This window comes from Streptomyces sp. NPDC025651 (assembly GCF_055558735.1).
Genome location: NZ_JBVHLZ010000004.1, coordinates 142686 through 155020 on the forward strand (window position 1 = coordinate 142686; position 12335 = coordinate 155020).

10 protein-coding genes are annotated in these 12335 nt (G+C 72.9%); 8 read left to right on the forward strand and 2 right to left on the reverse strand.

Annotated elements, in window-relative coordinates; all coding sequences use genetic code 11:
* Positions 1–153 precede the first annotated feature (153 nt).
* The 6 genes from ACZ4D5_RS16970 to ACZ4D5_RS16995 all read left to right on the forward strand — a co-directional run bounded on the left by ACZ4D5_RS16970 (position 154) and on the right by ACZ4D5_RS16995 (position 9498).
* Entirely contained in the window at positions 154–3195 is a 3042-nt protein-coding gene (locus ACZ4D5_RS16970; protein ID WP_467773171.1) for a BTAD domain-containing putative transcriptional regulator, read from the forward strand.
* 128 nt (positions 3196–3323) lie between these two features.
* Positions 3324–4043 (forward strand): prepilin peptidase, encoded by a 720-nt coding sequence (locus tag ACZ4D5_RS16975; protein ID WP_467773172.1) that lies wholly within the window; start codon positions 3324–3326, stop codon positions 4041–4043.
* A gap of 70 nt (positions 4044–4113) precedes the next feature.
* Positions 4114–5313, forward strand: coding sequence for a cyclic dehypoxanthinyl futalosine synthase (gene mqnC / locus ACZ4D5_RS16980; RefSeq protein ID WP_467773173.1), 1200 nt, complete (start codon positions 4114–4116; stop codon positions 5311–5313).
* 7 nt (positions 5314–5320) lie between these two features.
* A complete protein-coding gene (locus ACZ4D5_RS16985; protein WP_467773174.1) occupies positions 5321–5920 on the forward strand; it encodes a hypothetical protein in 600 nt (199 codons plus the stop codon).
* A gap of 186 nt (positions 5921–6106) precedes the next feature.
* Positions 6107–6802, forward strand: coding sequence for a demethylmenaquinone methyltransferase (locus ACZ4D5_RS16990; RefSeq protein ID WP_467773175.1), 696 nt, complete (start codon positions 6107–6109; stop codon positions 6800–6802).
* Positions 6803–6990: 188 nt separating this feature from the next.
* A complete protein-coding gene (locus tag ACZ4D5_RS16995; protein WP_467773176.1) occupies positions 6991–9498 on the forward strand; it encodes a zinc ribbon domain-containing protein in 2508 nt (835 codons plus the stop codon).
* Between the two features lie 39 nt (positions 9499–9537).
* Here ACZ4D5_RS16995 and ACZ4D5_RS17000 read toward each other — a convergent pair whose 3' ends face one another.
* Positions 9538–9843, reverse strand: a complete 306-nt coding sequence (locus tag ACZ4D5_RS17000; protein WP_467773177.1) for a PASTA domain-containing protein — start codon at positions 9841–9843, stop codon at positions 9538–9540.
* A 97-nt stretch (positions 9844–9940) separates the two neighbouring features.
* Positions 9941–10492 carry a GNAT family N-acetyltransferase gene (locus ACZ4D5_RS17005; protein WP_467773178.1) on the reverse strand — a complete coding sequence of 184 codons (552 nt, stop codon included), beginning with the start codon at positions 10490–10492 and terminating at the stop codon, positions 9941–9943.
* 97 nt (positions 10493–10589) lie between these two features.
* Between ACZ4D5_RS17005 and ACZ4D5_RS17010 the strand changes: the two genes are divergently transcribed.
* Positions 10590–11876, forward strand: a complete 1287-nt coding sequence (locus ACZ4D5_RS17010) for a geranylgeranyl reductase family protein (protein ID WP_467773179.1) — start codon at positions 10590–10592, stop codon at positions 11874–11876.
* Between the two features lie 99 nt (positions 11877–11975).
* Entirely contained in the window at positions 11976–12302 is a 327-nt protein-coding gene (locus ACZ4D5_RS17015; RefSeq protein WP_055696891.1) for a putative quinol monooxygenase, read from the forward strand.
* Positions 12303–12335 lie beyond the last annotated feature (33 nt).

Here is a 12335-nt window from a genome sequence, read left to right on the forward strand (position 1 = left end):
CAATCGGGTCGGGGTCCCGGCCTCCGCCCCTGTCTGCCCTCCGGCACCTTCCGTACCATCACCTCAGTACTCGATTCAGTTGTCGCCGCAGTAGCCGATTCGCTTCCCCTCCACCCCTTCCACTCCTCCCCACAGGAACCCAGGACACCCGCCATGGCGCGCACCACCTCACGCTCGACGAGTCCGCCGAACCCGCAGTCCCCCCGGAACCGGACGCCGCAGCCCCTGCCGCGGCGCAGGCGTTCCCTCGGGGACTTCGTCAAGGCCTTCCTCGCCTTCGTCGCGTTGGCCGTGCTCCTCGTCGGCGTGCCCGGAGCCCTCGCGTACTTCGTGGGGTGGCCGCTGCCCAGCGGATCGCCCTCGCTGAGCTGGCTGCAGCAGGAGATCACCGTCGGCACGTTCATCAACGTGCTGACCGTCGTCGTCTGGTTCGCCTGGGCGCAGTTCACCGCCTGCGTACTCGTCGAGATAAAGGCCGCGCTCTCCGGGGTCGGCATCCCGAGCCGGGTGCCGGGCGCCGGTGGCAGCCAGATGCTGGCCCGCCAGCTCGTCGCCGCCCTGCTGCTCGTGGGCGCCACCGCCGCCAGCTTCGCGCCGGGGCTCTCGCAGTTCGGGCAGTCCCTGGAGGGGAACCAGAAGCCCGCGTCCGCCGCCTCCGCCCAGCAGACCCCCGGTCTCTTCGGGCAGGAGCAGCAGGCCGCCGCCACCGCGGCCGACGCGCTCGCCGCCCAGGCAGACCAGGCCGCGGCGCACGCCGACGGCGGCAGCGGCGCCAAGGACGGCGACACGAAGTACTACCGGATCCAGCCCCCGGAAGGACGCCACCACGACTCCCTCTGGGAGATCGCCGAGCGGCACCTCGGCGACGGCCGCCGGTACAAGGAGATCTACCAGCTCAACAAGGACCGCGAGCAGCCCGACGGGTCCCGGCTCTCCGAGGCCAGCCTCATCCGGCCCGGGTGGATCATGGAGATGCCCGCGGACGCGCACGGCGGCGAGCTCGTCGAGATGCCCGACGAGGCGCCCAAGGTCTCCGAGGACGTCAAGGAGCAGATCTCCGACTACTCCAGGACCGGCGATCAGGGCAGCGGCGGCCAGGAGCAGGGCGGCGGCGGTCAGGAGCAGGGCGGCGGCTCCTCCGTCGACCGCGACACCGCGCACATCGTCCTTCCCGAGCAGCGCCCCGCCGCGCCCGAGAAGCCCGCGATGCCCGAGGCCCCGGCCACCCCGGACCGGCCCGCCGCCGAGGCACCCTCCGCCACCACCGGCAGCCAGTCCGAAGGCTTCGACTTCGGGCTCCCCGAGGCCCTCCTCGGCGCGCCCCTGCTCGCCGCGGGACTCCTCGGCGCCCTCGGCCGCCGCCGCCGGCACGCCCTGTGGCAGTCCGCCATGGGGGCCGTCGGCGGGCGCCGCGGCATGCAGCCGCAGACCCCGACCGGTGCCGCGGCCGACGCGCAGGACGCGCTGCTCGTGGGCGCCGACCCCGACGGCGTACGCCTCCTCGACCTGTCGCTGCGCGGCCTCGCCGCCTCGCTCGCCGAGGAGAACCGCGCCCTGCCGACCGTGTACGCGGCCTGGCTGAGCAACGGCGACCTGCACCTGCAGCTCGCCCAGCCCGCGGGCCGCCCGCCCGCGCCCTGGCAGCTCGGCCAGGACCAGACGTTCTGGATGCTCTCGCGCGCCGACGCCGAGCGGTACGGGGACGTGGACACCGCCGCGCCCTACCCCGGCCTCGTCAGCCTGGGCACCCTGGACGACTCGCGGCTGCTCCTCAACCTGGAGTCCGTGCCCGGCATCGTCTCGCTGAGCGGCAGCGAGGCCGACCGCGCCGCCGTCTTCGCCTCGGTCGCCGCCGAGCTGGCCACCAACGGCTGGTCGGACCGCATGACCATCACCCTCGTCGGCTTCGGCCAGGACCTCACCCCGCTCGCGCCCAACCGCCTGCGCCACCTGGAGGACGTCGAGGCGCTCATCGAGACCATGGAGGCCGAGACGCGGCAGCGGCGCGGGGCGCTCGGCGCCGCCGGGCACGACTCCGTGCTCACCGGCCGCACCGGCCCCGCCCAGCACACCCGCTGGGCCCCGCACCTCGTGCTGCTCGCCGCCGAGCCGAGCGGCGAGGACGCCGTCAAGCTCGCCGAACTGGCCGCCGAGGCGAGCCGGTTGGGGATCGGGTACCTGGTCGGCGCCGAGTCCGGCGACCTGCCCGGCGCCGCCTGGCAGATGGAGATCACCCGGGACGGCAAGCTGCTCGCCCCGCTGCTCGGCCTCGAACTGGCGGCCCAGACGCTGCCCGAGGCCCAGCAGCGCGCCGTCGTCCAGCTGTTCACGGAGGCCGACCCGGAGGGCTCCGGCGGCCCGACCGGCCCCGGCGACGGCTCCGCGGCCGCCGCGCCGCCGTTCCTCGTCGACGTCACCGAGCAGGGGCGCCCCGCGGTCTACGCCCGCCTCGTCGGTACGTACGAGATCATCGGCCTCGACACGCCGGACGGCGACCGCAGCGCGCTGATGCACGAGGCCCTCGCGCTTCTGCTGCTGCACCGCGAAGGCGTGCACCCGCGCGTGCTCGCCTCCGCGCTGTGGCCGCGCGGCGTCACCGACGACGTGCGCGACGCGCTCGTCGAGCGGCTGCGCGAGTGGCTCGGCACCGAACCCGACGGGTCGCCGCGGCTGCGGGCCGATCAGACCGGGCGGCTCACGCTCGCCAAGTCCGTCGTCTCGGACCTGGACGTGCTGCGCTCGCTCTACCACGAGGCCACGCAGGGGCGCGGCGCAGGCAACCGCGCGGTGCGGGGGCGGATGCTCACCGACGCGCTGGTGCTGGTGCGGGGGCCGCTGCTCGCGGACCGGCCCCAGGGGCGGTACGGGTGGCTCACGCACGAGATCATCGACGCGCAGCTGCCGCTCCTCGTCGCGGACATCGGGCTCGCGCTCTCCGAGTTCCACCTGGAGAAGGGGCGGGCGGAGAAGGCGATCGAGGCGCTGAACGCTGCGCTGGGCTCGGCGCCGGGCGATGAGCGGCTGTGGAACGAGCTGCTCCGGGCCACGCACGCGACGGAGGACCCGGCGAGGCTTCAGCAGGTCGCGGCCGATCTGGTCACCCGGAGCGGGGCGCGGGGGCTGCCGCCCCGCACCGAGGCGTTGCTGGACGAGTTGCTGCCGACCTGGCGCAGTGGTCTGACTGCCGTCAGCTGACGCCCCGGTCGCGGTGCTCGGCACCGGGGGTCGTGCCCACCCTTCCCCAAGCTCTCGGCTTCGCTCGAGCAGGGGAGACCCCACTCGCCGTGCGGAACGCCTGCCCACAACGAGGGAGACGGAGTCTCTTGGAGCTGGTCCTCGTCCTCGGCGGTGCCCTGTGGGGCGCCCTCGTCGGGCTCTTCGTGCCGCGTGCCGCCTACCGTCTCTCGGTTCCGCCGCAGGAGGCGTGGCGCGGTGAGACCCCGGCCGGGCAGCCGATCGCGTCCTGGGTCGGGCTCGCCCGGAGTCCGAAGGGTGACTGGTACGGGCCCCGCACCTTTGTCGTCGCCCCGCTCACCGCCCTGGTCTGTGCCGCGCTCGCGCTCACCACGGGCGCGCGGCCCGAGCTCGGCGTCTGGCTGCTGCTCGCGCCCTTCGGGGTGCTGCTCGCCGTCGTCGACTTCACCGTGCACCGGCTGCCGGACGTCCTCACGCTGCCGCTCGCCGCGGCCTCGCTCGCGCTGCTCGGGGGCGCCGCGCTGGTGCCGGAGCACGTCGGCTCCTGGCTGGGTGCGCTGTACGGAGCCCTCGCCCTCGCCGGGGCGTACTTCGTCCTCTTCCTCATCAACCCCAACGGCATGGGCTTCGGCGACGTGAAGCTCGCCCTCTCCCTCGGCGCCGTCCTCGGCTGGTACGGCTGGGGCGCCGTGGTCCTCGGCACCTTCGCCGGCTTCCTGCTCGCCTCGCTGTACGGAACCGCACTCGTCGTCGCCCGCCGCGCCGGCCGCAAGACGGCGATCCCGTTCGGCCCCTTCCTGATCGGCGGGGCGTTCGTGGGGCTGCTGCTGGGGGCGTACACCGCCTGACGTCAGACGGCCGAAACGGCTGGCGTAGGCTGGCCCGGTACGTCCGCAACCCTTACGAAAGGGACCTCCGGTGACCGAGAAGGCCGACCTCCAGTCCGTCCTCGACCGTGCCGCCGCAGGTGGGCGGATCACCCCCGAGGAGGCGCTCGCCCTCTACCGCGACGCCCCGCTGCACGCGCTCGGCGCCGCCGCGGACGCCGTGCGCCGCCGTCGTTACGCCGGTACGGAGCACATCGCGACGTACATCATCGAGCGGAACATCAACTACACGAACGTCTGCGTGACGGCGTGCAAGTTCTGCGCCTTCTACGCCGCCCCGAAGGACACCAAGAAGGGCTGGAGCCGCGACCTCGACGACATCCTGCGCCGCTGCGCGGAGACCGTCGAGCTGGGCGGCACGCAGATCATGTTCCAGGGCGGGCACCACCCGGACTACGGCGTCGAGTACTACGAGAAGCACTTCGCCGCGATCAAGAAGGACTTCCCGCAGCTCGTCATCCACAGCCTGGGGGCGAGCGAGGTCGAGCACATGGCGCGGATCTCCAAGGTCTCCGTAGAGGAGGCGATCCAGCGCATCCACGCCGCCGGGCTCGACTCCTTCGCGGGCGCGGGTGCGGAACTGCTTCCCGAGCGGCCGCGCAAGGCCATCGCCCCGCTCAAGGAGAGCGGCGAGCGCTGGCTTGAGATCATGGAGATCTCCCACAACCTCGGCGTCGAGTCGACGTCCACCATGCTGATGGGCACCGGCGAGACCAACGCCGAGCGCATCGAGCACCTGCGGATGATCCGCGACGTGCAGGACAGGACCGGAGGCTTCCGGGCCTTCATCCCGTACACGTACCAGCCCGAGAACAACCACCTCAAGGGCCGCACCCAGGCGACGATCTTCGAGTACATCCGCATGATCGCCATCGCGCGGATCTTCCTCGACAACGTCGCGCACATCCAGGGCTCCTGGCTGACCACCGGCAAGGAGGCCGGCCAGCTCACCCTGCACTACGGCGCGGACGACCTCGGCTCGGTGATGCTGGAGGAGAACGTGGTCTCCTCGGCCGGTGCCAAGCACCGCTCGAACCTCCGCGAGATGATCGACATGATCCGCACCGCGGACCGCGTCCCGGCCCAGCGCGCCACCACGTACGAGCACCTCGTCGTGCACGACGACCCGGCGAACGACCCGGTCGACGACCGCGTCGCCTCGCACATCTCGTCCACGGCGATCGAGGGCGGCACGGCGCACCCGGAGCTGAAGCTCCTCGCCACCAACTGAGGCCCTGTTGCTGACACTTCACGTCGCCGAGCACTCCCCGGAGACGGCTGCCCTGGTCGACGGCGCGAGCCTCGCCGCCGTCGGCCCGTACGAGGAACTGGCCGCCGCCCACCCTTCGGCCCGCGTCCGGCGCTGGCCCGGCGTCCTCACGCCGGGTCTGCTCAACCCGTACGGGACCGAGCTCCTCGAAGCCACGTACCACCCGGACCCGCGCGAGGCCGACGCCCTCGGCACCGAGCCCATCGGCGGCGAGCGGGCCCGTGCGATCTTCCGCGCCGACCCCTCCCGCCTCGGCGCCAGCGCCCGGCGGGGCGTGCAGCGGCTCCTGGCCCACGGCACGGTGGCGATCGCGGGCGAGCTGCGGGCCCGCCCCGTCCTGGACGCGATCCGCAGGGCCGGCCTCGCGGTGGGCGCCCGCCCGCCGCGGCTGCCGGGCCCGCCGTCCTTGTCGCCGAGCCCGATGGTTCTGCTCCCGCCTCTGGCCGCGGGCGGCCCGGCCCGCTTCGCGGTCTTCGACGTGGCCGACCGGGCCGAACTGGTGGGGCGCGGACCGGAGACGTGCGTGGCAACGGTGATCGGCGGCAGGTTGGTGTACAGGTCCCGCTGAGGGGGGGGCTGACGTATGGGGGACGCCGGGGTGTGCCCCGTAAGGGGCGCGGGGAACTGCGCGAGCAACCACAGCAGAACCCGCACCCGCCAAGGACGGAACCCGCCAGACGCTCCCGCGAAGAGCCCGCCGCAGGCGAAAGAGGGCGCCGCCAAGGCAGAAGCCCGGCCTGACACAATAGGCCGGGTGACCCGAGCCTCTTTGGACAAGCAGCCCCACGAAGTCGCCACCATGTTCGACGACGTGGCAGAACGCTACGACCTGACCAACGACGTACTCTCGCTCGGCCAGTCCCGCCTCTGGCGCAAAGAGGTAGCCAAAGCGGTCGACGCCCGCCCCGCGCAGAAGGTCCTCGACCTCGCCGCCGGCACCGCCACCTCCTCGCAGCCCTTCGCACAGGCGGGCGCGTACGTCGTGCCGTGCGACTTCTCGCTCGGCATGCTGCGGGTCGGCAAGCAGCGCCACCCCTGGATGCCGTTCACCGCGGGCGACGGGACGAAGCTGCCGTTCAAGGACGACACCTTCGACGCCGTCACCATCTCCTTCGGGCTGCGCAACATCCAGGACACGGGCGCCGCGCTGCGCGAGCTGTACCGCGTGACGAAGCCCGGCGGCCGGGTCGTGATCTGCGAGTTCTCGCACGCGACGTGGGCGCCGTTCCGCACGGTCTACGAGGAGTACCTGATGCGGGCGCTGCCGCCGGTCGCGCGCGCGGTGTCCTCCAACCCGGACGCGTACGTGTACCTCGCCGAGTCGATCCGCTCCTGGCCGGACCAGCCCTCGCTCGCCGCGCTGCTGCAGGACGCGGGCTGGTCGAAGGTGGCCTGGCGGAACCTGACGGGCGGTGTCGTGGCGCTGCACCGGGGGTTCAAGCAGGGCTGAGCGAACGGCGCCGCGCCACGCCCCAGTTGAGAGCCTCGTAACGCTTCAGTCGAGAACAGGGATCCCGTGCCGAAGGGAACCGGCCACCGGGCAAGATGTGTCCGTTGATACGACCCGGCCGTTTCTTTATGCGGCGCTTACGGGTTGGCCCTGTTGCTGGTGAACTCCTGGACTGACGGAGCGTTTCGATGGCGTCGTACTGCCCACACTGCGGGGCTCCCGCTCCTGATGAGGCCCGCTTCTGCATGAAGTGCGGCAAGGAACGCCTCCCGGAACCGTCGCCACCGCAGGCCCCGCCCGCCCCGGCGCAGGCCCCGCCCGCCCCGGCGGAGGCTCCGGCTGCTCCCGCGGAGGCTCCGGCCGCCGCCGAGGTCCCCGCGACACCCGCCTCGCCGCCCCCTCCCGCCTACACCCCGGCCCCCGGCGGCCCCGCCGCCCCCTCGCCTGTCGGCGCCTTCCTCGGGCGTACGTTCCGCGGGGACTGGGCCGGTTCGCTGCAGGCCGCGCTCTGGCCCGTGGCGCTGCTGCTCGTCGGGGCCATGGCCCTGGCGATCCCGGCGTACGGCCAGGACGACGAGGTCGTCGTCGACTTCACCGACAGGCTGCGCATCGCGCTCGCGCTGCTGCTCCAATCGGTCGGCGGCGGCTTCGAGCTGACGGGCCGTGAGCAGCGGCCGTCCTTCGGCGGCTCGGACGGCGACGGTGGCCTGGGGATGGGTTCGGACGCCATGGGCTCCGACGCCATGGGCTCCGACGCCTCGGGCTCCGCCCTCGAAGGCACCGCGGCCCTGCACTTCGTCCCGCTCACCGTGACCGTGCTGTGGGTCCTGGCGCTCTTCGTCGGCGTACGCGTCCTGCGCAACCGCCTCGTGGCGCGCGGCGCCGGACAGACCGGCGGCACCGCGGGGCTGGAGGCGGCCGTGCGGGTCACGCTGTCGGTGACCGCGGGCGTCCTGGCGCTCGCGCTCTTCGCGCAGCCCGAGATCGAGGGCGTCGAGCTGTCGTCGTCCCCCGCGCTCGCCGCGCTGGGCGCGCTGGTGCTCGGACTCGCCGTCTCCTACGGGGTGTTGCACCGCCACGACCTGGTTCACCGGCTGGCGGAGCGGCCCGCCGCGCAGGCCTTCGTACGGGCCACCGGCACCGCGCTGCGCGCCCTCGCCGTCGTCCTCGTGCTCTGCTCGGTCGTCGCCTTCGTCAGCCTGGCCCAGATCGACGACCTCGCCGAACTCACCGACCTCGACGACGCGGACGTCTCGCCGCTCCTGGTCGCGCTGCTCGTCCTGCCGAACCTCGCGGTCACGGCGCTCGGCATCGGCTGGGGCGCGGGCGCGGAGGCGTCGGTGCGCGGCAGCAGCTCGATGTACGGCAGCGGTCAGGAGAGCGGGGCCTTCGGCCTCTCCGAACTGGGCGACGTCACCAACGACTGGGCGATCGTGGGGGCGTTGGCGCTCGGCCTGGTCTGCGCGCTGACGCTCGGTGTGCTCGCGGCACGGCGCTGCGCGGGCCGCGGCGAGCAACTCCTGGCCGCGGGTGTCTTCTTCGGGCTCGTCCTGCTGCTCGCCGCCTTCAGCGGGATCGGCGTCGAGGTATCCGGCCAGGCCTTCGACGGGAGTTCGGGCTTCGGCGGCTCCGGCGGGCCCGCGGGATCGGGCGGCGTGGAGGCCGGGCCCGGCGTCGCGGAGATGCTGCTCTTCGGGATGCTGTGGATCTTCCCCGCGACGCTGCTCGCGCCGTATCTGCTGCAGATGGCGGGGCAGCGGGGCGGGGCTCAGGGCCCGGTCCAGGCGGTGCCGCCGATGCCGGGGCCGCCGCAGGCTCCGGCGCCGGGCACACCCCCGGCGGGCACCCCCGCCGGTACGCCTCCCGCAGGCACCCCCGCCGCCACCCACCAAGCCGGGCTGCCCACCCAGGCGGCCGCCCTGCCCAGCCCGCCGTACGACCCCCACCCCGTCCACCTCGGCCACCAGCCCCCCGCCGCCAAGCCCCGCAGCCGCGCGGCGATCTGGGTGGCCACCATCGCCGGTGCCTTCCTGGTCGGCGGTGGCGCGGCGGCCGGCATCCTGCTCTGGCAGGACAGCGGCGACGACGAGGCCGAGGGCAAGAACAAGGACGGCAACCCCTCGGTCAGCCGGTCCGAGGGGCCGAGCCAGGCCCCGAGCCCGGTGGTCTCGCGGAGCCCGCAGGCGAGCCCCGAGCCGAGCGGCAGCGCCGGAGTCGCCGGTGAGCCCGAGGTCCCCGCCGGCTCCGCGCTGGTGACGGACCCCGAAGGCTTCTCCTTCGCGGCGCCCGAGGGGTGGACCCGGCAGTCCGTGAACCCGGAGCGCCCGGGGCAGATCACGTACGCGGGGTCGACCGGGCGCGAGGAGTTCCTCGTCGGCGTCGTCACGGACGCGCCCTACACCTCGTACGAGAACTTCACGAACATCGAGAAGCACACCAAGTCCGCGCCGGACAAGTCGGACTACGAGCGCGTGCGGATGGAGAGGAACACCTTCCAGGGGCAGGACGGCGCGATCTGGGAGTACACGTACACCGACGAGGCGGGCCGCGAGATCCACGCCATCAACCAGAGTTACGTCGCGGAGAACGGCACGGAGTACGCGATCCAGCTCTCCTGGCGCGAGGACTTCTGGCCCGCGGGCGAGGGCGCGAAGACGCACGCGACCGCGCTGGACACCTGGCGGCTCACGCACTGACGTGACACGGCCGGGCGGGGCCGCGACCGGCGCCCGGGCTCACCAGGCCGTCGGCACCTCGGGCCCCGGCTCGTCCAGCTCCCTGCGCAGTCCGCCGCCCGGCGTCCCCGGGCGGCGCGGCTCGCGCACGCCCGCGCCGCCCTCGGCCTCGCCGGGGCCGAGGTCGCACCAGACGGTGACGGCCGCGCCGTGCGGCACCTCGACGCCGGGCGGGGGGTACTGGCGTACGACGTAGTCGAGGACGACGTCGTGGAAGCCGGGACGGTCGGGCGCCACGAGCCGCACTCCGTGCCGGGCGGCGGCCTCGCGGGCGTCGAGCGCCATCAGGCCGACCAGCCTCGGCACGCGGACATCGGGCGTCCCTGATGCCCCTGATTCCTCAGGGGACTCGGGTGGTTTGCGCACAGATGTCACCCCCTGCCGTACGGGCAGGGTAGCCCCGCTACAGGGTGAGCCGGAAGCAGTGCGCCGTGCGCCGTGACGCCTCGACGCCCGGGATCCGCGGGGGAGTGGTGAACGACTCGGCGCGCTCCATGCCGAGCCGCCGGGTCACCGCGATGGAGCGCTTGTTGCCGTCGTCGACCATCGCCACCACGCTCGGCACGCCCACCGCGCGCATCCGTTCGACGGTGGCGTGGGCCGCGGCGGACGCGTACCCCTTGCCCCAGGCCGAGCGGGCGAGCCGCCAGCCGATCTCGATCTCGCCGACCGGCCCCCAGGGGCGGGGCCAGGGCTGGCCGCCCGCGAAGCCGATCGGCTCCCCCTCCGGGTCGAGCAACGTCCACAGGCAGTAACCCAGTTCGGCGTCGTGTCTGCGCTGCCGGGCGGTCAGCTCCTCGTACATGGACAGCTCGGCGGACCGGCCGCCGAAGAACTCCATGACCTCGGGGTCGTCGAAGAGCCGGTGCCAGACGAAGGCGTCCTCATGGGTGGGGACGCGCAGCCGCACCTGGGGGAGGTGCAGCGCGGGCAGGGTCTCGGTCTGCTCGGTCACGTGTGGCCCTTCGGCTGGCTGATCAGTACCGCCTCATAGACTGCCCATATCCCGTGCCGGTCGGCACACAGATTTCGAGCCTTGGGGAGAACCCGCCGTGACCGAGCCCCTCTCCGAACACACCGCGGACGTAATTGTCGTCGGAGCCGGGCCCGCCGGTTCGACGACGGCGTACTACCTGGCGAAGGCCGGGCTCGACGTACTCCTCCTTGAGAAGACCGCGTTCCCACGGGAGAAGGTCTGCGGCGACGGCCTGACCCCCCGCGCCACGAAGCAGCTCGTGTCCATGGGCATCGACATCTCCGAAGAGGCGGGCTGGCTCCGGAACAAGGGCCTGCGCATCATCGGCGGCGGCGTGCGGCTCCAGCTGGACTGGCCGGATCTCGCCTCCTATCCCGACTACGGCCTCGTGCGCAAGCGTGACGACTTCGACGAGCAGCTGGCCCGGCAGGCACAGAAGGCGGGCGCGCGCCTGTACGAGCGCTGCAACGTCGGCGCCCCGATCATCGACGACCGCACCGGCCGCATCACCGGCGTGCACGCCAAGCTCGGCGAGGAGAAGACCCCGGTCACCTTCCACGCCCCGCTCGTCGTCGCGGCCGACGGCAACTCCTCGCGGATCTCGCTCGCCATGGGCCTGCACCGCCGCGAGGACCGCCCGATGGGCGTCGCGGTCCGCACCTACTTCACCTCGCCCCGCCACGACGACGACTACCTGGAGTCGTGGCTGGAACTGTGGGACCGCCGCGGGCCCGGCGAGGACCGGCTCCTGCCCGGCTACGGCTGGATCTTCGGCATGGGCGACGGCACGTCCAACGTCGGCCTCGGCATCCTCAACTCCTCCAAGGCCTTCCGCGAGCTCGACTGGCGCGAGGTCCTCAAGGCGTGGTGCGCCTCGATGCCGGAGGACTGGGGCTACACCCCGGAGAACATGACGATGCCGATCCGGGGCGCCGCCCTGCCGATGGCCTTCAACCGCCAGCCGCACTACACCAAGGGCCTGCTCCTGGTCGGCGACGCGGGCGGCCTGGTCAACCCCTTCAACGGCGAGGGCATCGCATACGCCATGGAGTCCGGCCAGATCGCGGCGGACGTCATCGTGCAGGCACACGCGCGTGCCACCCCCGCCCAGCGTGAACTGGCGCTGCAGAACTATCCGCAGACGCTCAAGGAGACCTACGGCGGCTACTACACGCTGGGCCGCGCCTTCGTGAAGCTCATCGGCAACCCGAAGGTCATGAAGATCGCCACGCAGCGCGGTCTGACCCACCCCGTCCTGATGAAGTTCACGCTGAAGATGCTGGCGAACCTGACGGACCCGACGGGCGGCGACGCGATGGACCGCATCATCAACGGCCTGAGCAAGGTGGCTCCGCGCGCATGACGACATGACGGCGTGACGGCGTGACGGCGTGACGCAGGTCGCGCCGGGGACCAATCGCCCGATTTGGTCCGAGTGCCTGGTCAGAGGCAGGGTGGACGGATGATTTTCATCGCAGTGAAGTTCACCGTCCGCCCCGAGCACGCCGAGTCCTGGCTGGAGCACACCGCCGCGTTCACCGCCGCCACCCGGGCCGAGGAGGGCAACCTCTTCTTCGACTGGTCGCGCAGCGTCGACGACCCGAACCAGTACGTCCTCCTGGAGGGCTTCCGGGACGCCGAGGCGGGCGCGGTGCACGTCCAGTCCGACCACTTCAAGGCGGGCCTGGAGACGATGGCCGGGCTCATCGCCGCCACCCCCGAGATCATCAACGCCGACATCCCGAACACGGGTTGGGGACCGATGGGCGAGCTGGCCGTGGAAGCCTGATCCCGCCTGCTCGACAGTGGCGCCCGCTTCGTA